This is a genomic window from Alcanivorax nanhaiticus (genome assembly GCF_000756665.1).
Taxonomy (GTDB): domain Bacteria; phylum Pseudomonadota; class Gammaproteobacteria; order Pseudomonadales; family Alcanivoracaceae; genus Alcanivorax; species Alcanivorax nanhaiticus.
On sequence record NZ_ARXV01000003.1, the window covers coordinates 195,921 to 221,064 of the forward strand.

A 25,144-nucleotide genomic window follows, 5' to 3' on the forward strand; every position below is an offset into this window, starting at 1 on the left:
TTATTTTACGCAGGGATAAACAACCCCAAACCTGTCGGCCAATGTCGCCAACCGCTTGTCCCGTGTCCACAACCGGCAGCCGGGAGTGATCAGCGTAGAGGCAAGCAGGGCGATATCTACCAGGCCGCAACCCAGCCCATAGAGCTTCTCATGCTCAATAAAGCGCATCACCTCATCGAGGCTTGCTTCATTGGCATGGCCCAGCAAAGACAAGTCGGAAAGCGTGCGATTTCGTGGCGCAGGCGGTGTGCCACAAGCAATTTCGGCAAGGATAAACGAGTGGGTCAACACTTGGTCATTTGAAAGCAATATGGAGAGTGCTTCGTTGGTATGTTTGAAGTGTGCAACCCAAACTGAGGTGTCAACCAAAACACTCATGCATCATCACTACGTTCAATGTGAGAATGACGGCGAGGGATGTCTTGCATATCAGGCGTGGCCCCACCTAACGACGCCAAACGTTTCGCGGCTTGAACCCGCACATAAGTCCGCATAGCTTCACGAAACAGATCAGCCTTACTCACATCCGGTCCTGCCATCGCCAGGGCCTTTTGATAAAGATCGTCTTCAATCGTCACGGTAGTACGCATTGAAATATCCTGATTACATCATTATTGATGTCAATGTGCATCAATATTTGCGTTCGCACAAGTGGCCACAGGGTAAAATATCTGCGCCGGATCTCTTCATGTCACTTTGTGAGCGTCCCTGGGTGTTCATCGTCAAGGCACGCCTGTCCAGCAATCCGCTAGCAGATTGAAGAAGGTGATGCTGGTTTGTACCCGTATGATGATGGAAGGCTGCGTGCGCATCCCTGATTAATGCTTCTAAAACAGTCACCAAGAAAGGGCAGGGCGGAAACCGGCAAACGCGGTTCTCCGTCTTTCATGCCGGAAGCGCTTTCCCTTTCCCCTCCGCATCCACACCACCGAAAATCGCCACCCCTGTAGGAGTCCCACTAGAGGGACGAACCGCCGCAGGCGGATCCGCAAGCCCCGGATTTAACTCGGGCAGACAAATCAAAAATTCGCACCTCACCAGGCAAAGCGAAGAAACGCCAGAATGGCTCCCCCGAAGGCGTGAACGTAGCGAATAACTGGGGTTTCTTCAGCGAGCCGAACCCAATGGTTGCACTCAGACTCTCATCTTTATGCTTTCTGGTTTATTATCGGCTACATAGGCTGTAGCCCAACCAGAACCCAGTAGGCCACTATGTCCGCGACCATGGAAAGCATTCGTGACTATCTACAGGGAGACCCCGATGTCTGCTTGGCCTATGTGTTCGGCTCGATCGCAACCGGTAGGGCGAATCTGCACAGTGACCTGGATGTGGCGGTCAGCACAAAGACGGAGCTGTCACCGGAGAGAAAGGCTGCCATGGTCGGCGACCTCGCCAGTCTCACCGGTCGGCCTGTGGATTTGATTGACTTGAGGCGTGCAGGTGAGCCGCTGTTAGGAGAAATTCTTAGAGATGGCAGGCGCCTCAAAGGCTCTCATAGTCAGCACGTAGAACTGGTGCAACGGCATATTTACAACTGTGAAGATTTCCTGCCGATAGTCCGTCGTTTGCTGTCTGAGCGGAGGCAGCAATGGATTCGCTGATCGTCGAGCGAAAACTGGAATCCCTCAGACGCTGCATCAACCGGGTCGAACAAAAACGTCCGGATAGCATCGCCACACTGGAAACCGATCCGGACATTCAGGACATTCTGGTGTTAAACCTTAGCCGTGCAGTTCAGTTATGTGTCGATATTGCGGCTCATGTGCTACTGGACTACGAGACGCTCCCTCCAAACACCATGGGTGAGACATTCGACCGTCTTGCAGATTTGAAGCTCATCGAGCCTGAGCTGCGCGATAACCTGAAGCGCTCCGTCGGCTTTAGAAACATGGCGGTGCATAACTACGATGTGCTGGACTGGCGCATTGTCTACGCCATCGCCACTCGCCAGCTTGAAGATTTCACCCGTTTCGCCGCAGCAGTAACCCCCTTGCTAAATCACTAAGCCCGCTGTAGGAGTCCCACTAGAGGGACGAACGGCTGCAGACGGGTCCGAAAGGCCCCGGGTTTTTTCCCGGGCAGAAAAGACAAAAATCTTCGTCCCTCAAGTGGAGCTCCTACAGCAGGGCCGCATCCGGTTGGTCGCTACTAAACCAGTCACAAGAAACATCGTGTAGGGCGGAATTCGGCGAACGCCGATCTCCGCCATTCTTTTGCAGTAAACGCCCACCGATTCTGCTCTTTGAGCAGCTGCCGAAGGTTTTTTGGCCGTATACATCATGCCCATCTATGGATATGTTCAATCAAATCAATGGGATACTAAATATGCGGCAATGTGTATCACGGTAACGCATGTCCCAAAATGAATAAGAGTACGTCCGTGCGCATAATCCCTGCAAATCAACATGAAACTTATAACGCGCTGAATATAAAGGGTTTTAAATAAAGCCATTTGTCGGTGGCAATGTTAACAAGTGTTGCCATGGTTGAGGCCTCTGTGTAGTCTTGTCACGAAACATGACAAAAAACGCCATGCGGGAACATTTCCTGCCAGGCGAATAAAAATAATGAAGAGGTCACAGTGCGCCGCAATCTGTTTCCTGCAAGGCTGCTCCTGGCAGCTGCCATAGCCCTGGGTGCCCCCCAGCTACAAGCGCTAACCGAAATAAGCGATGACTCCCTGTCTGATGTACAGGGGGCGGGCTTCGCCTTTGCGCTGGATAACTTCAGCATGCGCTTCGCGCCGGAAAGTTTTATCGAGTTGACAGGGACGAATCTCGGCCCAACAAGTCCCGCCGCCTTGGCGGGTTGGCAGCGAGGGGATGCTCGTTACTACGGTCTTTCCATGACAAATGGCAGCCAGGTGGGTGGTACGGATTGGTACGCCAGTTTGAACGGAGGCACGGGTGCATGCGCCGGCAGTACCACCTACGGTAATACTTTCCTGGCCTGCCCCCAGGGGAATGGAAACAACATTTCTCTTGGCCAAACAGGTAATGCTTATGGCATTGGTGCAATGGCATCGGTGTATGACCCCTATGTTCTCCGTGTATTCCAATACCCAGGCTGGATTTATCAGGGGACAACCGCAACAAATCTAACCTCTGCAACAGAGATGCCTACCATCCTTGAGCTGATAGGCCCAAGCAATACCGATAACTGGCGATGGAGCTTCTGGGGGGAGCTGGAAGTCAACAGGAACGGCAACGGATTGGACTATGGAAGCGGCAGCACTCTAAACAGCAGTGCAATCGGCGCTTGTAACAAATCAACGGCAGGCTGTGGTTCGGGCGGGGCAGAGTTCTTGCAGAGCCAAACGATTATCCATGGCAAGCCGACAACGGCGGACGGGAAGCCGGCAATTCTTCGTCTTATGCAAACCTCATATGGCACTGAGCCGACATTGGGGATTACTTACCAGAGTGCAATCTCTGGTGATTTTCGATTTTCTGTCAGGCAAAAAAACAGCTCCTTGGGTAGCTATATAACCGATACCCTGCATAACGTTCCAGATTTTGACGACAACGAAGGGTTGTATTTCAAGAACGTTGATGCATTTTTGCCTCTGGGCACACTTCACTATCAGGCAATCACCCTGGATGCGGTCCGAGATGGCAGTAATACGGCAACCGGGGACTTTGTCATTGAGCTCTCCAGCATCCCGAATATTTCCAGCATCTACAATCATTTTTATTGTGGAAGTGCCAGCAATCCAGCTCCCGCCAACTGCGCTTTAGACACCGATGACAGCATCCTTAATCCAAATGAGGACACCCAGGGGTACGTCCGCTGGGGTGATTTTACCAGTGTCAATATCTCAACTGGAGTGGGGCTACCTTCTGCCACCGCAACAAATAACGGGATTTATTTTGTTAACCCTAGTGCGACTCCTGGCAGTCAGGTTACCAATTTGGGGATTTCAAGAGTTGAGGGGATGCGCATTCAGCATCTTAGAATAACCACCCTTGGTGCGGGGGGCAGCTAATGAAAAAAATAACTCGCAAAGAGCATGTCGCCTTGCTTAAGGGGAAATTTAACACTCAGCTTTGGATTGCTGTTTTGCTGGGTTCATGCCTGCATTCTCCGTTCGTTTCGGCACTGGAGCCAATGGCTGATGCTGAGATGGGCGATATCACTGGTCAGAAAGGCATTCTTCTGAGCTTGCAGTATTACTACAACAGCCACCCCAACCTTGATGGCGCCGCTGTTTCTGATTGCGCCACCCCAAATGGCGGAACAAGCCTGAACAACATGAACTGCCGGTTCGCAGTTCAGTTGAAAAATCGAGAAGACGAATGGCTTGTCTTCAAAAATGGCCACGCCTCTATTGATCTGACCCGTATTGCCCTTGATGCATCCATTCTTGGTGATTCAGGTGGAGCAAGTAATACCAGCTTATTTAATCCAGAAAAATTCGAAGACGTTGATGGATCCTGTTTGTTAACTGGTGCTGCCGGCGGCTGCGATGGCGAAGCGCCCACAATTGCCGCTATGGCTGGCCTGCGCCTCAGTTATCCGGTAGGCACCAACGGAGAAAACTTCGGCAATGTTCGTTTTGGGCTTTTCTTTGAAGGCTTAGCCGTGGAGCCAAATGCCTTGGCACCAAACACTAATGGCTGGGAAGGCACGGATCGCGGTTCTTTCATGGGCCTGAACATTGCAGATAACGCCGGCCATCAGGCGAATATTTCATTTGGCGGTGATTTTTACCTTTATGGATTCTAAGCCTGGCATGGCTGTTTCTTGGGTGGATTTATGTGCTCAAAGATAATGAAAAAAAATAATCTGCGGTTTTCTGTTATCGCAACCGTACTGTTATGTCCGCTGAGTGTTCACGCTCTGGAGCCACTTTCCGAGCAAGAACTGAGCACAGTACAGGGGCGTGATGGTGTAACCATTGGATTGGAGGTTCCGCAAACCGGCGCGATTACTGCAGAGCAGATTCGCTGGGAGGTCGATAACGGGCAAGTGGATGGAAACTCTGACTCACTTCAGAATCACATTATTATCGGCGGCACTGATCTGGATTCGAGTCAATTTATTATCAAGCCTATCGACCTGGACGGTACAGCAGCCAGCCAGGCTTTGGAATTTTCTTTAGCCATTGATGCATACACAAACGATCTTGGTACCACGGATACAGCGGATGACAGGCCGGGCCTGGGCATTGACGCTACCTGGAATCGTATGCGCCTGCAAATGGACAGCCTGTCAGTAACGGATACCACGCGCTCCTTTGGCGCTGTTGCATTGGATGCGGGTGGCCGTTTTGCCGTTTTCGGTGATGGAGGTTTTGCTAACACTTCAACAGATCAGGCAAGAGTCATTGTCAATGTTGGCGATATTAATAATGCCAGCCCGGATCCCAACACCTGGGCTCTAGGTGAGCCTGGGCGCCTATTCTATAGAATGGGGCCACCAGGAAGTGCAGAAGTACAGCTGGATAATCTTGGTTTTCTGTTTGACATGCATCAGGGCACCGTGGGTGTAAACAATGATGGCATCGTCGTCAGTAGCGCCCCGGGTTCCAGAACCGACCTTAATCTCACTTTCGATATTTATGCGAATGTTTCAGGTTCGGCCTTCCAGTTTAACGCGCAGTCCATCCCCATGCTTTTGTTCGGTTGGCGCGGGGGTATTGATAACTTTGATTTACAGCTGCTTCCGCAGGGAACCTGGCTCCCGGGGAGTGGCGCCTTCACTCAGGGCCTGACAGCTTCCCTGGGCTTCGATCTGGCCGATAATTTTCAGTTTGTGATTGGTGAGGCCCGGCAAGAGAGCACCGGAAACCAGGGCCAGACATATCTTGAGTTTACACAGCCTGTCAGTATGCCTGCTTCGCTTGGTCAGGTTCGAAAGGATCTTGAATTTGGTTATCTCACACTGGATACGGTGTCAGCGAGTCATCAAAGCGTCGGCGGACTTTGCTTTGGTGGAGCGAATTCTTACGGCAGCAGCCCTTCAAGTTGTACCAGCTCTACTGGGGGCGTGCTGCCAACAGAACTGCTCGAAATTGCACCCTCAGACACAGGCCTGGCCATCATAAACCGTGAGTGGGGGCTTCATGCCTATTCGTCCAAGGTTGTGTATCGAGATGGCGTTTCAGCCGCCAACAATGTCGATGAAGGCTGGGCTCTGATCTATACGCTGGGTGACCTGAGCACAAATTGGTATCTGTATCCCCAGTCTGGCAATGGTACAAGCCGTAACTCCCCGGGATTCACCATGGATGCCCTGGTGGCAATCCAGACAGAGGGCGGGGCGGATGCTAATGGCCGCCCGGACCGGATGCGCTGGGAAAATGGTACCCACCTAATGATCGGTGATACGGATTTTGAAACCCCGTATCACGATCCATTAAACCCGACAGCTGATGGCTTGGCGATTGGTTTGATGGGAGCTGACTTGTTATTTGCCACCAACGATATGGGGGTGGGTTTATCACTTGGTGATGGTCTTAATCTTTCCTCTAACGAAACACGTATACAGCTGCGTGGGATGTTTGGTGGTGGTGACGTGCCGAAAATGGAGTCCCCGGTGTATGGCAGTTATATTGACTTGAACCTGGAGATGGATGATTTCTTTTTCAAACTTTTCCCAAGCTTCAGCGGTGATGCTATTAACTTCGGTGGTTTCCTGAGTTTCACCAGGTTGAATGATATTTCTGGCCGTGAAATCGCAGGTCACGATGATGGCACCTATATTTCTTTTGCTGAGCCTAATCTTAATAAGCTTGATGTAGATGTTCGGCTTGCCGACATAAGAGGTGACATCGAAATTCCCGCCGAGTCAATTCTTGTCGGCGGAGGCGGGACGATTAATCTTCTCAGTGCCACGGAAGAGGGACGCCCGAAACTTCGTATCGAAACCAACATGAACGTCGGCTCGCTGGCGTGCAAGCCAGGAAATCGTAGCGGTACGTCATGTGCTGCAGGGGGAGAGGGTGATCCCTTGATGATTGGGCAACTAGAGTTTGGCGGCAAAGATCTTGGGTCAATGATAATCCCTGCGGCCAGGATATATACATCTGTAACACTTGAGCAACAGAACCCGTAGCGGCGGTTCAAGGATATCGGTGCTGAAAATGAAAATAACAAAACTCATGCTAATGAAAAAAACGCTGCTTAAACCTCTCCTTGAGTCTCTGTTTGCACTCATTGTTATGTGTTTTTCCATTCCTGTTTCTGCGATGGTGGAGATGGAGGATTCCCAGCTTTCCCTTGTTACAGGGCAGGCATTAATTCAAATGAATAAGTTAGTTGGTGACGGCGGCGCCGGTGGCTCTTCAGGTATGACATTTTACACTGCTGGCCTTGATGTCATGCTCGACCTTAACCTGAACATTGAAAAGTTGCAGCTGGGTTGTGGCGGTGTGAACGGTGTGGGTTGTGACCTGGATATTGATAATTTCTCGCTGGGCTGTATTGCCAATGCAGCTGGAAATTGTATTAGCCTTAACCCCCAGGCGGGGAGTAATCAAATATCTGGTGCTGTACCAGACGTCATTGGCGACCAGAACCAGATGAAGGACTTTTCTATCCAGCGTCCTTTCTTTCAGTTTGCCATCAAGAACGATCATACCAAGACATTGCGTGAAGTTGTGGGCATCCGAATGGGGGGCGAGGAGGTTAGTGGTCCGTTGAGTTTCGGCTCCCTGAATACCTTTAGCGGGCGCATGAGTGGCCAGCTTAATTTGGCCATGCGGGGTGCTAATAATGTGGCGGTGACCTGTGCGTATGCGGACAGGCCCTGTGTTGCGCCTGGTGCTAACACCTCGGGCATGAACAATTCTGGTGCCAGCAGCTGGGGGTCGCCTGGCGCTGATTGTGGTATTTTCGGGTGTTCTCGAGCAGGCCTGCCTGCACCTTCTGGCGGGTATCTCAATCTTGGCGATGATATGATTCTCGATATCGGTATTGCTAGCATTCGTTTCCAGGAAGCATTGGTTAATTATCAGGATGTGATACGCAATGGTAATGCTGTTGAGCTTTCGGGCAACCGGGAAAACCAGGCCCTGGTTAGCGGCGTTAACTTGGCAGGTGTCATTAACTCGATCGTTTATGGAAACAATGATGGCTCTACTTCTGTGGGAAGTAACCCGCTGACGCTGGCTGACACGGATGCTGGCGTTTTGGTTGGCGTGTTTGGCCCAACCTTATTGCCTTTACTGCGCGGTGGTATCGCTGACCAGATCAAGCGCCAGCTTGCTCAGGGTTTACGTATTTACGACCCTAACGAGGCCACAAACCAATCCATCATCAATAGCAAGGGCGATGGGGAAATCCACACTGACCTGAATAACTACCAATTGCCATACAATGTGACTAATGTGCATCAGATTGATGTAACTTCAGACGATTTTGGCCTGTCTTTCCAGAAGGAAGCCGTGCGTTATCCTGGCTATACAACAGCTATGTTAACCGGCTGGAGCATGTACTCCCCGGATGCTTTTACATTAAATATCGATCAAGCTACGACCACGCTGATGGCTAATATCCTTGGCAGTTCTGCTGCCAGAGACGGCGACATCATTGGTCTTGAACCCTCGTACCGCAATTGCTGGGGTTCAGCACGGTTCTGTTGATAGCCTTTAGATTATTTTGGCCAGGGCCCCCATTTCTGGTTTGTTGACCTGCTGTGGGGGACTGGCCTTTCGCGTTGAAATTCGCTCCAGCTGGATTATTGATTCCTTTCCTTCTGTGTGCTGCTTCCACTGCGCTGCCAGAGAGCGAAACGTTTTAAGCTATCGACAAACACCCATGCGCAGCCCAAACGGCTTTACAGGTATTCGACGGTCGCCAGAGTGGGGCTGGTTAGCAGGGTTTCCTTCTGATCCGCAATGAACCGTTCACTGCAGCCGCCGCTTCAATCCCTTCATCGCCAGCACCCGCGTACTGATCTCCTCGATCGACAGCTCGGTTGCATCCAGGTACGGAATATTGTGCTTGTTGTACATGGCTTCCAGCGCCCGCAGTTCCATATCGCACTGACGCAGTGACGCGTATTTGCTGTTGGCTTTTCGCTCGCTGCGGATGGCGCTGAGGCGTTCGGCGTTGATGGTGAGGCCGAACAGTTTGTCTTTGTGCTCCTGCAGTGCCTTGGGCAGGCGCAGGTCGTCGAAGTCGTCTTCGGTGAGCGGGTAGTTGGCTGTGAACAGGCCGAACTGCAGCGCCAGGTAGAGGCTGGTCGGGGTTTTCCCTGAGCGGGAGACGCCAATCAGGATGATGTCCGCCTGGTCGTAGTGACGGGTGCGGGCGCCATCGTCATTGTCCAGCGCGAAGTGTACGGCGTTGATGCGGATGCGGTACGAATCGGCATCGCGGATGGCGTGGCTCTGGTTCACCTTGTGGCTGGAGCGCATGCCCAGTTCCGCCTCCAGCGGGTTCAGGAAGGCGCCGAACAGGTCCAGCACCATGCCCTGGCAGCCATGCAGGATTTCCCGGTGTTCACTGTTGACCAGGGTAGAGAACACGATGGGCTTGGCACCATCTTGCTCGCAGGCCTTGTTGATCTTCTCGACAGCTTCACGGGTTTGCGCATCGGACTGGACAAAGGGCAGGGTGACCTGCAGAAATTGGATGTCACCAAACTGGCTGAGCATGCTGTGGCCCAGGGTTTCTGCGGTGATGCCGGTGCCGTCGGAGAGATAGAAGGCTGTTCGGGTCATGGTTTGGCGTCTTCTTGTTGTGAATGTTTGTCTGGTTTCTATCTTGAGGAAAGGCGTGCCGTGTATCAATTCGCGGCTAACGCGAAGCTATACTAGATGTCATCAGCAAGCCAATCCTCATGTTTGTGTCGTACTCTGATAATGAAAATGCCGCCGGCATCCATTACCTGATAGATCACGATGTGGCTGCCGACGGGGTGAATCCGGATTGCCGGGGTAATTTCTTGCCTTTCTGGCGCAGCCTCCGGATTACTGGCCAGGAACTGAAACACATGCTCAAGCTGCTGGTGATATCGCTCTGCCTGCGCCCTGTCAAAGCATTCGCTGCCGGTGAGGAAAATGCGAATGATGTCCTCTTCAGCTTTGCGGCTTAGCAGATAGCTCATTTGGGCTCTTGGCGTGACAGGGCAATGGCTTGGTCTTTGAGCTCTGACATGCTGCGTGAACCCGTTCCGCTATTCAGACCCTCGGAGACGAGCTCTTGTAGTCGGGCGATCTTGGCCTTCTTCTCCTGATCCTGGCGAATCAGGTCGCGGATATAATCACTGCTATTGCTATAGCGGCCCGTTGCCGACTGTTGCTCAACCCATTTTTTCATGGCTTCGGGGAGAGAGACGTTCATCGTTGACATGGTCTGCTCCTAATCTTTAACGCTGTTCATTAAAAGTCGCGATTCTGGATGTTTTGGCTGCGTGCTTCCGCAGAGATCACAGGCTCCATGGACAGCATCATGACTGGCCTTCAATTGAATCAATATTGGCCAACTTTGGCAATCTTTGCCAAGTTGTGCCGGGTTCATGGCTCGAAGCTAAAGTGGCCCTTACTTGCAAGGTCAGGTCCGAATGGCACTTACTTAACCGGCGACAATCACCATTTCCAACTGGACAGCGCGGTTTTCGTAGGGCGGAAATCGGCGTGAGCCGATCTCCGCCGTTGCCTGGACCGTTGGCGGAGATGGGCTGACGCCCATTTCCGCCCTACAGCGTAGCTTGCTTGCAAAGAGGCTCCAACTGTATGCGGCTGTACTTAACGCTTAAGTAAGCGCCATTCTCGTCAGGTCCTGTGGGAGCTGGGGGTCTGGTTGAGAAGTGACAATACGGGGGTGGCGGGGTGGGTTAGTTCGCTTCAATGCTCACAGGGCTTGGCGCGCATAGATCATTGCTGACAGCCGGGAATGCCTTTACACTCCGCGACCTTCCGTTACCTGACCATTAACCCAGCAATTTCAAAGGGATACGGTGCCTGTCGCGGCAAGTCCTTCTTAATATGCAATAGAAGGCCGAAAGTCGGGCGCATTTTCGCGTGAAGGGCAGGCAAAGCGTGACGGTTTTGAGTAGAATGTCGGCTCGATTTGATCCGGCAACGCCGGGGAGCGCCGTGTAGCAAGCCAGAATCGGGCTCCAGGCCCTGTGGCAGTGCAGATTCGGTGGCTTCCGTGCCATCAGGATTTACCCGGTATAAATGTATTTAAGGAGACGACCTTGGCGGAATATGTAGTCTGGTTTCAGGATCTGGGGAAAGACGACGTAGAACACGTTGGTGGCAAGAATGCCTCCCTGGGTGAAATGATCAGCAATCTGTCGGCAGCGGGTGTCTCCGTTCCCGGCGGCTTCGCGACCACTGCTGAAGCCTTCCGTGAGTTCCTCGAGCACAACAACCTGACCCAGCGTATCAATGATGCACTGTCTGCGCTGGACGTTGAGGACGTGGTTGCGCTGGCCAAGACCGGCCAGGAAATCCGTCAGTGGGTGATCGATGCTCCGTTCCAGCCTGCGCTGGAAGCGGCCATCCGTGAAGCCTACGAGCAGATTGGTGAAGGTAACGCCGAGTTGCCGGTAGCGGTGCGTTCTTCTGCCACTGCAGAAGATCTGCCCGATGCCTCTTTTGCCGGTCAGCAGGAAACCTTCCTGAATATCCGTGGCATCGACAGCGTGATGGTCGCCGTTAAGGAAGTGTTTGCTTCCCTGTTCAATGATCGTGCTATCAGCTACCGGGTTCACCAGGGTTTTGACCACAAATTGGTGGCTCTGTCTGCTGGTATCCAGCGCATGGTGCGCTCTGAAACCGGCGCTGCCGGCGTCATGTTCTCCATGGATACCGAATCTGGCTTCAAGGATGTGGTCTTCATCACCGCCTCTTATGGCCTGGGTGAAATGGTGGTGCAGGGTGCGGTGAACCCTGACGAATTCTATGTCCACAAGAATACTCTGCTGAACAACAAGCCAGCTGTGTTGCGCCGTAATCTGGGCAGCAAGATGCAGAAGATGATCTACGGCGCCGAAGCATCTGCCGGCAAGTCCGTGCAGATCGTCGATGTGGATCGTGAAGAGCGCATGGGTTTCTGTCTGACTGATGAACAGGTGGAAAACCTGGCACAGCAAGCGATCGAGATTGAAAAGCATTACGGCATGCCCATGGATATCGAGTGGGCGCTGGATGGTGACGATGGCAAGTTGTATATCGTGCAGGCTCGTCCTGAAACCGTGAAGAGCCGGTCTGACGCCAACGTCATGGAGCGTTATCTGCTCAAGCAAACCGGCAAGGTTCTGGTTGAAGGCCGCTCGATTGGTCAGCGTATTGGCGCTGGCACCGTTCGCGTGGTGCATAGCATCAAGGAAATGGAAAAGGTTCAACCCGGTGACGTGCTGGTAACCGACATGACCGACCCTGACTGGGAGCCGGTGATGAAGCGTGCTGCCGCGATCGTGACTAATCGTGGTGGTCGTACCTGTCACGCTGCCATCATCGCTCGTGAGCTGGGCGTTCCGGCCATTGTGGGCTGTGGCGACGCTACCGAGGTTCTCAAGGATGGTATGGATGTAACGGCATCCTGTGCCGAAGGCGACACCGGCAAGATCTATGAAGGTCAGCTGGACTTCGATATCCAGCGTAACTCCATCGAGTCCATGCCGAAGCTGCCGTTCAAGATCATGATGAACGTGGGCAACCCTGATCGGGCCTTTGATTTCGCTGGCCTGCCAAACCAGGGCGTGGGTCTGGCCCGTCTTGAATTCATCATCAACCGCATGATCGGTGTTCACCCGAAAGCGCTGTTGAACTACGAGACTATGCCGGCTGATATCCGCCAGAATATCGACAAGCGCATTGCCGGCTATGGCGACCCGGTAGACTTCTATGTGGAGAAACTCGTGGAGGGGGTATCTACCCTGGCCGCTGCGTTCTACCCGGAGAAGGTGATCGTTCGTCTGTCTGACTTCAAGTCCAACGAGTACGCCAACCTGATCGGTGGCAAGCATTACGAGCCGGAAGAAGAAAACCCCATGCTGGGCTTCCGTGGTGCCAGCCGCTACATCAGCGAGAACTTCCGCGACTGCTTCGAGCTTGAATGCCGCGCCATGAAGAAGGTGCGCGATGTGATGGGCTTCACCAATGTAGAACTCATGGTGCCCTTCGTGCGTACCGTGGGTGAAGCAGAGCAGGTGATTGATCTGCTGGGTAAAAACGGCCTCAAGCGTGGCGAGAACGATCTGCGCGTCATCATGATGTGTGAACTGCCCACCAATGCTCTGCTGGCAGATGAGTTCCTGCAGAACTTCGATGGCTTCTCTATCGGTTCCAACGATCTGACCCAGCTGACCCTGGGCCTGGACCGTGATTCCGGTATCGTCAGCCACCTGTTCGATGAGCGTGACCCGGCGGTGAAGAAGCTACTGAAAATGGCCATTGATGCCTGTAACGCCCAAGGCAAGTACATCGGTATCTGTGGTCAGGGCCCGTCTGATCATCCGGATCTGGCCCAGTGGCTCATGGAGCAGGGGATCTCCTCTGTGTCTTTGAACCCGGATTCTGTGCTTGATACCTGGTTCTACCTGGCTGGAGAGCACGGCGAGTAAGTCCTGCTTGACCGACCTTGTGCTTCATCGCACAGTAAAAAGCCCGCTTAGCGGGCTTTTTACGTTATGGGCCTTTGTACGGCCTGCCTCTGGCATTCTTACTTCGCTGGCAGGCTGCCACAATGAATGATGCGTCGAGGGTGGGATATGTTTCATCGTCTGGTGCGAACCATGGATCTATATGATGGTCTGCGTATGCCGGTCAGGGTAGGGCGTGATGAATTATTGCTGATCCACGAGGACGGGCAGACCTGGTTGGTGCAGCGCCGTTGTCCTCACGCTGATTTTCCGCTTGATCGATGCACTGTTTCTGGCAGCCAGCTACGCTGCCCGGGCCATGGAATGGAGTTCTCTCTCCGCACAGGGCAGTGTCTCACCGCCAGCTATCGCCTTGAGCAGTATCGGATTGATTATGACGGCCCCTGGTTAGGGGTTGAAGCCTAGTCCACTGGATCACTCTTTGCGCGCGTGAGACCCGAAGCGGGGCGTTGTTGTGTCCTGTCCTGGCTGATGGGGAGGGTTCAGGTTCGGGCAACAGAAGCTACATTTATGCCCTGCGGGTATGGCCGTGATTCGCGCATCTTTTCGCGGCGGAACCGCCGCTCCCACAAAACAGGAGGCTCCTTCTCTTTTGTGGGAGGGTGCATGCACCGTACTGGCTTTGGAGCCGGGTTTTGCGTCAGGCGTCGGGCTGGATATCGCCTTTCCCGCTAATTCGCGATGAACCATTTTTTGTGGGAGCGGCGGTTCCGCCGCGATTATCCGCCAGACAGACTACCAAGTGGGCTGACCCGGAAGAAAGGGATTACCGGGATGCGTAGACTTTTTCATCGCCCATGCTGGCGACAAAATGGGCAGTGTAACGCTGCTGTAGTTGCTTGACCTTGCGAACGTACGCTTGGGTTTCTTTGAAGGGCGGGATGCCGCCGTAGCGGCGGACATTGCCTTCGCCCGCATTATAGGCAGCGAGAATGTCGTCAAGCTTGTTGAACTTGCCCTTCAGGTAGGCGATGAACTGGGTGCCGCCGAGGATATTCTGGCGGGCGTCAAACGGATTGCTGACTTTGAGGTAGTTGGCGGTTTCAGGCATTAATTGCATCAGCCCTTGTGCTCCCACTCGGGAAACAGCGAGAGGGTCGAAGAGGGACTCCGCATGAATGACGGCCTTGATCAGGGCAGGCTCAACATTGTAACGAGTGGCTGCGAGGGAGATCACCGCATCATAGCGATCCCGCTCTGCCTCGCTGAGAGTCCGGGGAGTGTAGCTCCAGCCTTTGCGGATAGACAGCAGGGTGTGGTCGCGACCCACTCGTTCCTGGGGCTGATCGGTAAACAGGATGGTGCCGTCAGCAGCACGATATTTATAAATATCGCCTGCAGACACAGAGCCTGTGAAGCCGACAATGCCGCTGACCAACAGCGCCAGCATAGCGCGCTTGTTCATGATTCCCGTACCCAATTATAAGTGGCAGCTTGCGCCTGCCTTTTATTCTGTCTTTTCGCCGCCGGAGGATGGCGACGATTCCCCTCAATGCTAGTCTGTGCTGCGGTCAGAGCCGAGATTTGCCCGATAAGAGGGCATTATGTTTTGCACAGACGGTCTGCCATCATACAACCTGTTTCGGTCAGGCCCAAGGCCTGCACGAGTGAAAACAAGGAGAGGGTATGTTTCCGGAATCACTGCAACCCTGGCTTGGGGCCATTATTGCCTGGTTGGAACTGGGATTTCTGGTGTTGGTCCTGTTGCTGACCCTGGTGGGATTATTGCTCTGGATACAGGACCGATTCATCCAGAAAAAGCATGCTATCCGCCGCAATTTTCCCCTGGTGGGCCGTTTCCGTTATTTCTTTGAGCATATGGGGGAGTTCTTCCGCCAATATTTCTTCGCCATGGACAGGGAAGAGCTGCCCTTTAACCGTGCGCAACGCAGCTGGGTGTATCGGGCGGCGAAGGATTTGAGTAATACCTCGGCGTTTGGCTCCACCAAGCAGATTGGCGCTGGCAGGGTCGTTTTCATGAACTGCCCCTATCCCACCTTGGCCAAAAATGCGGCAGAAACCTTGCCAATCATGGTGGGGCCGCACTGTGAACAGCCCTATGTGGCTCGTAGCGTTTTCAATGTGTCTGGCATGAGCTTCGGTGCATTATCTCGACCCGCCGTGCAGGCCTTGTCGCGGGGGGCCGCCATGGCCAATTGCTGGATGAATACCGGGGAGGGTGGTCTGTCCCCTTACCATCTTGAAGGGGGCTGTGACATCGTTTTCCAGATAGGCACTGCCCGTTATGGCGTTCGGGACTCGGAAGGCAATCTGGATGATGAAAGGCTGCGTCAGGCTGCTGCCCACCAGCAAGTCAAAATGTTTGAAATCAAACTGAGTCAGGGTGCAAAGCCCGGCAAAGGAGGCATTCTGCCCGCAGGCAAAGTGACCGATGAGATCGCGGCGATTCGCGGTATTCCGGCGGGGCAGGCCTCCATTAGCCCGAATGGCCAGCCGGATGTTCATGATGCGGATTCTCTGCTTGATCTGATCCACAAGGTTCGGGATGTGACTGGAAAACCAACAGGAATCAAGTTTGTCCTGGGGGACTCCCGCTGGCTGGAGGATTTGTTTCTTGCCATTCATGAGCGGGGCCTGGAGTCTGCGCCTGACTTTATTACGGTAGATAGCGGGGATGGGGGCACTGGTGCTGCGCCAATGTCGCTGATGGATGATGTGGGGTTATATCTGGCGGAATCACTGCCCCAGGTGGTGGATTTGCGTGACGGTTATGGCTTGTCTGATCGCATCCGCATCATTGCTTCCGGTAAGCTGATCAATCCCAGCATGGTGGCGTGGGCCATCGCCGTAGGGGCGGATTTTTGTGTCTCCGCACGGGGCTACATGTTTGCCCTCGGTTGTATTCAGGCGCTGCAGTGCAATCGAAACACTTGCCCAACCGGTGTCACAACCCATAATCCGCGGTTACAGCGTGGGCTGGTACCCGAAGACAAGGCGCGGCGCGTGGCGCACTTTCATGACAATCTGGTCAAGGAGGTGGAAACCATTGCGCATTCCTGTGGAGTGAGTGAACCACGCAAACTCAAGCGGCAGCATGCGCGAATGCTCAACAGCAATGGGGAATCCGTGCCCCTGGACCATCTCTGGCCTACGGTTGAAGCAGGTATTTATCTAAGGAGCCTCGGAATAACTCCTTGCATACTCAGTCTTTCAGGCTGGTTCGCCCCCTCGGCAAAGGTACAGAGGGGCGCACTTTTGAAGGCATGCTGGTTGCCTCTTACCTTCAAAGAACGGCAACAACGAGTGCGGACCAGCCTGGAAGACCCGGAGGGCGCGGCCTGAAGCGCACATCTGCTGCGCCTTGCCTCTCAGAAAGGGAACCACCCTGACGATCGAGACAAGACACAACAGCTGCACGCTTCAGGCCACGCTGAGTACGCAAGGAGTTATTCAGAGGCTCCTCAAGACTGGTCGTCCCAGTGAACAGCCAGTAGTTGTCCGTTGGCAGACGGTGCGCCCGTAACAAGTTCGGGTGTTCCGCATCCAATGTCGATCAGCGTATGCAGTAAAGGAGCAGTCAGTGACAAACGAATTTGATTTAGTGGTTATCGGTGCCGGTTCTGGTGGAGTCAGAGCGGCGCGAATGGCTGCTGGCCACGGCGCACGGGTCGCTATCGTTGAGAAACGTTTTTTTGGAGGCACTTGCGTCAATGTGGGTTGTGTACCCAAAAAGCTGTTCTCCTATGGCGCACATTTTCCTGATGAGTTTGCGCTAGCAGAAGACTATGGCTATTCCATTGCCGGCTGGAAATTCGACTGGGCGACGCTGAGGGAGAATAAAACCCGGGAAATTGCGCGCCTGAATGGCATTTATCGCCGTATTCTCGATCAGGCCGGGGTCACCATTTTTGAAGGTCATGGCCGGGTTGAGGCGCCAGGGCAGGTATCCGTTGATGGCAACATTCTCACCACCGATAAAATTTTACTGGCAGTGGGCGGGAAACCCTTCGTTCCTTCGTTTCCTGGCAATGAGCACGTGAAGATTTCTGACGACCTGTTTTACCTCGAAGAGCTGCCAAAACAGGTAGCTGTGGTAGGTGGAGGCTACATTGCCACAGAGTTCGCCGGCATCCTCCACGGTCTGGGATGTGAGGTGACCCAGATTTATCGCGGCGATTTGTTTTTGCGTGGTTTTGATGGCGACATTCGTGAGTTTGTCGCCGAGCAGATGGCAGAGCAGGGCATAAACCTGCGTTTCAACACTGACGTAGATCGCATTGAAGAAAGTGAGGGGCGCAAGCGGGTATTCACGAATTCAGGGGAACAGCTTGAGTTCGATGACGTATTTTATGCAACGGGCAGGATACCGTATCTGGATAACCTGTTTTCAGCCGATGCAACACCTTCACTGGGCAAGAATGGCGCCATTCAGGTGGATGAACACTACCAAACCAGTATCGATGGCGTGTATGCACTCGGTGATGTCATTGATCGATTGCAGCTTACGCCCGTAGCTCTGGCTGAGGGGATGTGGCTGGCAGCACACCTGTTCGGCAAGGCAAAGCCTTCAGGCCCACTGGATTACCGTAACATCGCCACTGCGGTATTCAGCCATCCTAATATCGGGACCGTTGGAATGACCCAAGAAGAGGCTTTGGCCACAATCGGGGCCATTCGTGTCTTCAAAAGCAGCTTTCGGCCTATGCGTTACACCTTGGGCGATCGTCAGGTTCGCAGCATGATCAAGCTGATTGTGGACGACAGCACAGACAAGGTGCTGGGTCTGCATATCGCAGGGGAAGACGCCGCAGAAATCACCCAGGGCTTCGCTGTTGCCATCAAAATGGGCGCAACCAAAGCAGACTTTGACGCCACCGTAGGAATTCATCCGACTGCAGCTGAAGAGCTGGTGACAATGCGGCAGGGGGAGTTTATCCGCGCATGATTAAAAGCGGTTTTACCAGAGCACACAGAGTAAGTTAGTAGCGAGTGACGAGAAGCGAGTTTCGAAAGGCAAACCCCCATTACTTCTTCAGGGTTGGATCTTCGAAACTCGAAACTCGAAACTCGAAACTCGCAACAGCCTTTCACAGCCTTTCAAGTGTTACCGGCAGCCCATCCCCCGGCACCGGCAAGCTGGTCAGGTCTACCGGCATCACATAATCAGCTGGGACGCTCCAGCGATAGTTGAGCAGTACCTGATGCAGGATGGCTTTCACCTGCATTTCGGCAAAGTGGAGGCCAATACATTTATGGGCGCCACCTCCAAAAGGTACCCATGCATAGGGGTGGACCTTGTCTTCCCGCCTGCTTTCGCTGAATCGTTCCGGGTCAAATTTTTCCGGGTTTGGCCAGTATTCATCCATGAAATGGGTGAAGTACGGGCTGATGGTGATGAAACTGCCTTTGGGAATCAGGTAACCATTGAATTCCACATCCCGCACGGTGCGTCTTGGCATAGAGGGGACCGGAGCACAAAGCCTAAGGGCCTCCTTCATGGCCATACCAATACCTTCAAGGCTGCCCAGATCTTCATAATCGATGCATACCTTGTTCAGAGCCTGACTTTCTTCGCGAAGGCGATCCTGCCATTCGGGGTGCTTGGCCAGATAGTAAAAAAGGGTGGAAAGCGTGATAGTAGAGGTGTCGTGTGCCGCCATCATAAGAAAGATCATGTGGTTTACCACATCATCATCAGAAAACTGGTGGCCGTCTTCAGTGGTGGCGTGGCATAGCACACTGAATAAATCGGAATCCTTGCTGGCCCGCTTTGCCGGGAGCTCCTTGCGGAAAAAAGCTTCAAGCACCTTGCGCCCCTTGAGCCCCCTGGACCATCGACCACCGGGAACATTGGCTCGAACCAGCGCCGTACCTGCCCGTACCGTATCGATGAATGCCTTGTTAATTGAGTCGGCTTCCCGGCCAAGTTCGTAACCCATAAACACATCTGTGGCCAGATCCAGGGTGAGTTGTTTTACGGCATTGAGGACATGGAAATCAGGACTGTTTTCCCAAGGTTCTATACCTGCTTCGATATGCGGCCCCATCCGTTGCAAATACCCTTTCAGTACATCCCGATTGAAAGCCTGTTGCATGATCTTTCGATGCCATTTGTGTTCCTCAAAATCCAGCAACATGATGCCCCGGTGGAAAAATTTGCCGATGAAATAGTCCCAGCCATCATGGTTGGAGAACAGATCCCCCCGATTCAGCATGACAAACTGATTGGCATCCGGCCCCACCATTTGCACCATGCGCAGCCCAAAGGCGCCGATCCAGGATATAGGACCAAAGCGTTGGTAACGCTGACGAGCAACGCGGATTGGATCCTTCATTAACGCGAGGGTGTAGCCGATCACGGGCAGACCACGATCGCCGGGAATGGCTTTAAGGTGACTGTTGGCGGGCACACTGCTGAACGGCTGGGGCATCATTTTTTTTCTCCTGATCAACACTGTGTTTACTATTAGCGCTACTGTATTGAATGGAGCAATAGTGGCGGGATAGATTTTCCCTTCATGTTTACCAGATCATTGAAAACGGCCCGAGATGATCAGCCCTGGGTTTTCAAGCAATCCAGTTTGAGAGGTTGGGTGATTTTTTGAGCAGTTTTGCCCGGAAGCGGATAGTGCAGGCTTGGAGAAAGTCCTCAAGAGGTTATCAAGCGGGTTATCCACAGCTTCTGTGAGTAACTCCGGCATTTGAGAATACTGTGAGTCTGCGGGGTAGCTGTGTATGATTCAGCATCTATTCGCTGCCCCGTGCAGCGGGCGTCCGCGGTCTGTTGCGGCCAGATCCGGGCCATCATCCGAGCTGTTTAAGGAGAACAAGGAATGCGTCGTGTGGTGTTTAACCAAAAAGGGGGCGTGGGCAAATCCAGTATCACCGTAAATTTGGCGGCCATCAGTGCAGCGGAGGGTAACCGGACGCTGGTGGTGGATCTGGATCCGCAATGCAACGCCAGCCAGTACCTGTTAGGGATGGATGCCTACAGCCACGGTGAAGGCCCGAAGCCCAATATCGGCACTTTCTTTGCCCAGACCCTGTCGTTCCGACTCAAGGAGAAGGAGCCCCGGGAGTACGTGCACGCCACTCCGTTTGAAAACCTTTATGTGCTGCCCTCCGATGGTGAGCTGGGGGAAATTGAGCACATGCTGGAGTCCAAGCACAAGATCTACAAACTCCGGGGACTGCTGAAAACCTTGTCCCGCGACTTCGATACCATCTTTGTAGATACGCCGCCTGCGTATAATTTCTACACCCTGTCAGCGTTGATCGCCACAGACCGGGTACTGATTCCCTTCGACTGTGATGCGTTCTCGCGCAAAGCGCTGTATACCCTGCTGGAGAACATTCAGGAAGCCCGTGAGGACCACAACGATGAACTCAAGGTGGAGGGGATCATCGTCAACCAGTTCCAGCCACGTGCCCGTCTCCCTCAGGAACTGGTTGCGTCGTTGCAAGAGGAGGGGCTTCCGATTCTGGAGAGCAAGCTGTCCTCCAGTGTCGTCATGCGTGAATCCCATGAGCGCGCCACCCCGTTGGTGAATTTACAGCCGCGACACAAGCTGACGGACGAATACCGCGCGTTGTTCCGGGAGTTGTCACATTAATCCTTTCCGCCGCCAGGCACTGATCCGGGCGGGGCGGATACTGCAGTCCGTGTCTGCCAGTCGTTGGCTGGCGACGCTGGCTGGCCGACGCTCTGAACGGTTTGCCTCCAGGCTGGGGGAAGGAGCGGGGCAGCTCAAGTTGCTTGCTGGCATGCTCTATGACTGGGCGTCTGGGCGATATCCCAATCTCCCCGCTTCAACGCTGTTGTCAATCGCGGGTGTACTGGTGTACTTCATGATGCCACTGGATGCTATTCCTGATCCTATCGTGGCTCTGGGATTGCTGGATGATCTTGGCGTCCTTGCGACTGTATGGCTGCGTTGTCAGAGTGACATTGGCCAATATCGGGACTGGAAGGCATTACAACAAAAAACCGGAGAGGGTGATGACGGGGAATGATTACTACGACGCGCCTAGTCTGCGTCCAGGCTATCAGGGGAGGGGGACCATTGTTTATGAGCCCCTCTCGGCATTGAGTCTGACCCAGCGTTTGGGACGCCTACGATTTGCTTGCTACCAACTGACATCTTACCTGATAGCTGGCTTATTGGTGTTGTTGATGCTGCTGCTGTCCCGAAGCCTTATCCCTGAGCTGGCGGCAATGGCTGGGGCGGCTGTGATCATGCTAGCACTGACCGTCTATCTGGTTGGATTGATGGTTCGTCGCTTTCACGACATGGGAAAGTCTGGCTGGTGGGCGGTGCTGGGCCTGGTTCCGGTGTTGAATCTCGCTGTGATGTTGTATCTCTATTTAGGTGACGGTGACAGCATGGTGAATCGTTTTGGCACACCGAATCCTCCTCCCGGAATACTGGTAATCCTTGCCGGTGGGCTCTATTGGCTATTCAACGTGCTGAGCTTGATCGTGACAGCTGTGCTACTGGTTGTTGCCTGGCAGTACCCTGAACAGCTTGAAGGGTTTATGCAAAGTGTTCCTTATGAGATGCCGACGGGTCGTTGGTAACGACTAGTTCAAAAGAATGCTGTGCCGGGTTCCTCATTTCGATATTTTTTGTGGTACTGTTTGCCTATTACTTTGGTCATCGAAGCCATTGACGAATAGCTAACAATAAAGTGAAGAATAATTTTACGGAAAAAAGGGAGAAGCTGATGGCAAAGCGTTTGTTGGGGAGCCTTGTGGCCCTCGCCATCTTTCCAATGAGCGGCATGGCAGCCATTAGCAATGCCGATCTGGAAGAATTTGAGTTGGGCCTCTGGCAGGTTCGTTCTGATTTTCACATGCTGACGATCATGACCGGTGGTGACACCTACGCTGCGGATCTTGATGACTCCATTGATCGTGCGCGCCGGACTCTCAAGCGCCTGGAGTCTGATGCTGAAGGTGGAGAGGAGCGTAAACTGGTTGGTGAGCTGACCAACGAATGGAAAATCTTTGAGGCCGCTGCCAGTGCCAATACCATGGCGGAGCAGGGCTACACGAATGCCTACACTATTCAGGATGTGAATGAAGTGCCGGCGTTGATGCTGGAAAAAATTGAACTGTATGAAGGCGGCACCGATGGCCAGTACGACGACGTGCGGGCCATGGCGGCATTTCTGCAACGTATGACCTCCGAGTATCTGAACCTGGCCGCTGACCCCAGTGGTGGTATGGCAGCAGGGACTGACGAAGGTCGTCTGGAATTCAAGGATGCAGTCCCCCAGTTTGAGTCCATGCTGGCCAATGCCAAGACCAAGCATGCCAGTGATGAAGCCATGAGCCGTGCACTGAATCAGGTTGGCCTCAAGTGGCAGTTTATTCGCGAGTCCATGGTCAAGTTCTACGAGAATGCGGTGCCGTTTCTTGTCTACCGCTATACCAAGCAGATGGTAGAAACGATGGATCAGGCAATTAGCCTGGCGTCGACCGAAGTGGAGAAACCTACCTTCGGGCCGGTTGAATAAGCATTACCAATTAGCAGTTTGATTGATACGCCCCCGCTTCTGGCGGGGGTTTTTGATTGAGAGAGAAAAAGGGGTATCGGGTGAGAAACACGTTATGGATGACTGTGACCGGCGGTTTGCTGGCATTGGCGGCAAGCGGTCATGCGGCTATCAAGGCCACGGATCTGGCTGTTATCGAGGCGAACGCCTGGCGCGCGAGAATGGGGTTTCATCTGTTGGCGATCCGGGGTGACAACCCTGAAGATCGTGAATCGCTGCGTATCCTCCTGACCGAGGGCGAGAAGGATACGGCGGCATTGCAGGCTGAGGCCGACCCGACCAATGAAAAAAATGCTCAGGCATTGAATGCTGCCTGGCAGGATTTGGCTGTCAGGGCCATGGATAACCCTCTGGCATCACTGGGGTACGCAGACTATGCGGCCATGAGTGAGATGAATACCCGCACCCTGGCGGTGGTGGCGCTGGCAGACGAAACTCCCGACGCTGCAAGCTCCCCCTACCTCGATATCGCTGATCTGTCGGTCGCCATGCAGCGGGTTGCCAGTGAATATCTTGCCTTGGCTGCGTTTCCGTCAGCGGGTCTGCCTACCGGTACAGGACTGGAACCCATGGATTTTGCCAAAGAGGCCAAGCAGATTGATGACGCACTTGTCAGTCTGAAGACGAAGTACAAGGATGACGCTACTGCCAGTGAAGTGCTTGCGTTTGTCAGTCAGCGCTGGTCATTTGTGCGTAGCACGGTCCCCACCATGAATGATGCAGAGAGCAAGAAGGTACCGTACCTGTTTTACCGCTATGTCACTCAGGTGGCTGAGCATGTAGAGGATCTGGTGCAAAGCCGCTAAGACAGAAGGGCAGGCGAGAGCCCATCTCGCCTGCATTCTGTTGGTACGTTGGAATCAGTCTGAGCGTGTTGATAACCAATCGGCACTGATGCGCCAGGCATGGGATGGGGCTTTGGAGCCTGAAAACACACCCGCATGCCCTCCAGGTACTTCCTCAAAGCGCTTGTCTTGGCTACCTACCAATTTCATGATTTCTCGCGCAGCGCGCAGGCTGACAATGCCATCGGTTGTGCCGGCAAAAGCAAGCAAATCCTGTTTGATAGACGCGAAATCCACCGATTGCCCCCCAATCCGTATTCGCCCCCTGGCCAGGCTATTGGCGAGGATCATCTTTTCAATCACTTCCCGCACAACTGCACCGGGGTAGTCCACCATTTCGTTAAACCACTGGCCCATGGTCATGTACTCGGACACGTACTCACGGTCCGCCAGGTTACGAATCAAGTCCATATAGGCCTGAACTACGCCTGGCGGGTTGGTCATCTTGAAACCGAATGCCAGCAGGCCTGCCGGGATGTGGAACAACTTGTCGTCCAGCGGCTCCAGGCGAACCTTGAACCAGTCATGAATCTTCATGGCGGGAATGGCCGCAAGTCCCATGGCTTTGCCAAATGGCCCGCTCTTGTGAAAATTCACCGGACTGGCAATGGTGATCAGGCTTCTCACTGGGTTTTCAGGGTGTCCGCCAAGATACATCAGCGAGAGCAGCCCGCCCATGCAGTAGCCCATCAAATTGACTTGCTCTGCTTCTGAATGAGTTCTGACTGCCTCGACAGCAGCTGGCAACCAGCGGTTGACGTAAGTATCCAGATCCAGCCCGCGTTCGTCCTGGGACGGCTTGCCCCAGTCAACAAGATACACATCATAGCCGCGCGCCATGAGGTATAGCACCATGGAGCGGTTAGGCATCAGGTCATAGGTCCAACAGTGAATCCCAAGGGCCGGGATCAGCAACAGCGGAATACGGTGCCGCTTGCGTTCAACGGCAACACGGTCGTTATTCAGTGGAATGCTGTCTCCGGGCGGGAGACTGTAGTGCCGTACCGCCATAATGCCGTCACGATAGATTTCATCCCAAGGCGCCTTGTCCACCTGAATGAAACGTTGCGGATGGCGGCGACGCTCAACGATATGACCAACGGCCCGCAGGCCGGTCTTGAGTCTGGAAGGGGGTGCCAACGCGATTCTCCCTGAGGCGCTTGCGGCCAGAATAGGCAGCAGCGGAAACACTATTCCACGGTAAAAAAGTAACAAGAGG

General features: G+C 53.6%; 23 protein-coding genes. 15 read left to right on the plus strand and 8 right to left on the minus strand.

All coding sequences use genetic code 11. From position 1 onward, the window contains the following. Positions 1-378 (minus strand): type II toxin-antitoxin system VapC family toxin, encoded by a 378-nt coding sequence (locus Y5S_RS04955; protein WP_035230978.1) that lies wholly within the window; start codon positions 376-378, stop codon positions 1-3. Beyond that, the gene (locus Y5S_RS04960; RefSeq protein ID WP_035230979.1) at positions 375-590 is read right to left on the minus strand and encodes a type II toxin-antitoxin system VapB family antitoxin; all 216 of its coding nucleotides are present in this window, start codon (positions 588-590) and stop codon (positions 375-377) included. The genes Y5S_RS04955 and Y5S_RS04960 overlap by 4 nt, the downstream gene beginning before the upstream one ends. Positions 591-1,212: 622 nt before the next feature. On the opposite strand from Y5S_RS04960, the gene mntA reads away from it, so the two are divergent. From mntA to Y5S_RS04990, 6 genes are all read left to right on the plus strand, one after another. Next, positions 1,213-1,602 carry a type VII toxin-antitoxin system MntA family adenylyltransferase antitoxin gene (gene mntA, locus Y5S_RS04965; RefSeq protein WP_035230980.1) on the plus strand — a complete coding sequence of 130 codons (390 nt, stop codon included), beginning with the start codon at positions 1,213-1,215 and terminating at the stop codon, positions 1,600-1,602. Further along, positions 1,590-2,006, plus strand: coding sequence for a type VII toxin-antitoxin system HepT family RNase toxin (gene hepT / locus Y5S_RS04970; RefSeq protein WP_035230981.1), 417 nt, complete (start codon positions 1,590-1,592; stop codon positions 2,004-2,006). The genes mntA and hepT overlap by 13 nt, the downstream gene beginning before the upstream one ends. A 576-nt stretch (positions 2,007-2,582) precedes the next feature. Beyond that, the gene (locus Y5S_RS04975; RefSeq protein WP_035230982.1) at positions 2,583-3,986 is read left to right on the plus strand and encodes a hypothetical protein; all 1,404 of its coding nucleotides are present in this window, start codon (positions 2,583-2,585) and stop codon (positions 3,984-3,986) included. Beyond that, entirely contained in the window at positions 3,986-4,726 is a 741-nt protein-coding gene (locus tag Y5S_RS04980) for a hypothetical protein (protein ID WP_156107580.1), read from the plus strand. The genes Y5S_RS04975 and Y5S_RS04980 overlap by 1 nt, the downstream gene beginning before the upstream one ends. 45 nt (positions 4,727-4,771) lie before the next feature. After that, on the plus strand, positions 4,772-7,057 hold the full coding sequence (locus Y5S_RS04985) for a DUF6160 family protein (protein ID WP_231552628.1): 2,286 nt from the start codon (positions 4,772-4,774) through the stop codon (positions 7,055-7,057). A gap of 28 nt (positions 7,058-7,085) precedes the next feature. Beyond that, positions 7,086-8,585 (plus strand): hypothetical protein, encoded by a 1,500-nt coding sequence (locus tag Y5S_RS04990; RefSeq protein WP_156107582.1) that lies wholly within the window; start codon positions 7,086-7,088, stop codon positions 8,583-8,585. A 264-nt stretch (positions 8,586-8,849) separates the two neighbouring features. Here Y5S_RS04990 and ppsR read toward each other — a convergent pair whose 3' ends face one another. The 3 genes from ppsR to Y5S_RS05005 form a co-directional block, all read right to left on the minus strand. Next, on the minus strand, positions 8,850-9,668 hold the full coding sequence (ppsR, locus tag Y5S_RS04995) for a posphoenolpyruvate synthetase regulatory kinase/phosphorylase PpsR (RefSeq protein ID WP_035230986.1): 819 nt from the start codon (positions 9,666-9,668) through the stop codon (positions 8,850-8,852). A gap of 92 nt (positions 9,669-9,760) precedes the next feature. Further along, positions 9,761-10,054, minus strand: a complete 294-nt coding sequence (locus tag Y5S_RS05000) for a type II toxin-antitoxin system RelE/ParE family toxin (RefSeq protein ID WP_035230987.1) — start codon at positions 10,052-10,054, stop codon at positions 9,761-9,763. Continuing rightward, entirely contained in the window at positions 10,051-10,299 is a 249-nt protein-coding gene (locus Y5S_RS05005) for a type II toxin-antitoxin system ParD family antitoxin (protein ID WP_035230988.1), read from the minus strand. Before Y5S_RS05005 ends, Y5S_RS05000 begins: the two co-directional genes overlap by 4 nt. An 850-nt stretch (positions 10,300-11,149) precedes the next feature. Between Y5S_RS05005 and ppsA the strand changes: the two genes are divergently transcribed. Together ppsA and Y5S_RS05015 are read left to right on the plus strand one after the other, a co-directional pair. Continuing rightward, positions 11,150-13,522 carry a phosphoenolpyruvate synthase gene (gene ppsA / locus Y5S_RS05010; RefSeq protein WP_035230989.1) on the plus strand — a complete coding sequence of 791 codons (2,373 nt, stop codon included), beginning with the start codon at positions 11,150-11,152 and terminating at the stop codon, positions 13,520-13,522. A 147-nt stretch (positions 13,523-13,669) separates the two neighbouring features. After that, the gene (locus Y5S_RS05015) at positions 13,670-13,966 is read left to right on the plus strand and encodes a Rieske (2Fe-2S) protein (protein ID WP_035230990.1); all 297 of its coding nucleotides are present in this window, start codon (positions 13,670-13,672) and stop codon (positions 13,964-13,966) included. A gap of 361 nt (positions 13,967-14,327) precedes the next feature. On the opposite strand, the gene Y5S_RS05020 is transcribed toward Y5S_RS05015, so the two are convergent. Then, positions 14,328-14,966 (minus strand): transglycosylase SLT domain-containing protein, encoded by a 639-nt coding sequence (locus Y5S_RS05020; RefSeq protein ID WP_035230991.1) that lies wholly within the window; start codon positions 14,964-14,966, stop codon positions 14,328-14,330. A gap of 221 nt (positions 14,967-15,187) precedes the next feature. Here Y5S_RS05020 and Y5S_RS05025 point away from each other — a divergent pair, with 221 nt between their 5' ends. Together Y5S_RS05025 and gorA are read left to right on the plus strand one after the other, a co-directional pair. After that, a complete protein-coding gene (locus Y5S_RS05025; RefSeq protein WP_081939672.1) occupies positions 15,188-16,864 on the plus strand; it encodes an FMN-binding glutamate synthase family protein in 1,677 nt (558 codons plus the stop codon). Between the two features lie 238 nt (positions 16,865-17,102). Next, positions 17,103-18,467, plus strand: coding sequence for a glutathione-disulfide reductase (gene gorA, locus Y5S_RS05030; protein ID WP_035230992.1), 1,365 nt, complete (start codon positions 17,103-17,105; stop codon positions 18,465-18,467). Positions 18,468-18,609: 142 nt separating this feature from the next. On the opposite strand, the gene Y5S_RS05035 is transcribed toward gorA, so the two are convergent. Further along, entirely contained in the window at positions 18,610-19,956 is a 1,347-nt protein-coding gene (locus Y5S_RS05035) for a cytochrome P450 (protein ID WP_035230993.1), read from the minus strand. Positions 19,957-20,355: 399 nt separating this feature from the next. On the opposite strand from Y5S_RS05035, the gene Y5S_RS05040 reads away from it, so the two are divergent. The 5 genes from Y5S_RS05040 (at position 20,356) to Y5S_RS05060 (ending at position 23,886) form a co-directional block, all read left to right on the plus strand. Beyond that, entirely contained in the window at positions 20,356-21,135 is a 780-nt protein-coding gene (locus Y5S_RS05040; RefSeq protein ID WP_035230994.1) for a ParA family protein, read from the plus strand. A 49-nt stretch (positions 21,136-21,184) separates the two neighbouring features. Next, on the plus strand, positions 21,185-21,535 hold the full coding sequence (locus Y5S_RS19830; protein WP_231552629.1) for a YkvA family protein: 351 nt from the start codon (positions 21,185-21,187) through the stop codon (positions 21,533-21,535). Then, positions 21,522-22,100 (plus strand): DUF805 domain-containing protein, encoded by a 579-nt coding sequence (locus tag Y5S_RS05050; RefSeq protein WP_035230996.1) that lies wholly within the window; start codon positions 21,522-21,524, stop codon positions 22,098-22,100. Before Y5S_RS19830 ends, Y5S_RS05050 begins: the two co-directional genes overlap by 14 nt. Before the next feature lie 146 nt (positions 22,101-22,246). Further along, the gene (locus Y5S_RS05055; RefSeq protein WP_035230997.1) at positions 22,247-23,041 is read left to right on the plus strand and encodes a hypothetical protein; all 795 of its coding nucleotides are present in this window, start codon (positions 22,247-22,249) and stop codon (positions 23,039-23,041) included. Between the two features lie 80 nt (positions 23,042-23,121). Continuing rightward, on the plus strand, positions 23,122-23,886 hold the full coding sequence (locus Y5S_RS05060; RefSeq protein WP_231552630.1) for a hypothetical protein: 765 nt from the start codon (positions 23,122-23,124) through the stop codon (positions 23,884-23,886). Between the two features lie 54 nt (positions 23,887-23,940). Here the strand turns inward: Y5S_RS05060 and Y5S_RS05065 are convergent, their stop codons facing one another. Further along, the gene (locus Y5S_RS05065) at positions 23,941-25,065 is read right to left on the minus strand and encodes an alpha/beta fold hydrolase (RefSeq protein WP_035230999.1); all 1,125 of its coding nucleotides are present in this window, start codon (positions 25,063-25,065) and stop codon (positions 23,941-23,943) included. Positions 25,066-25,144: the final 79 nt, after the last annotated feature.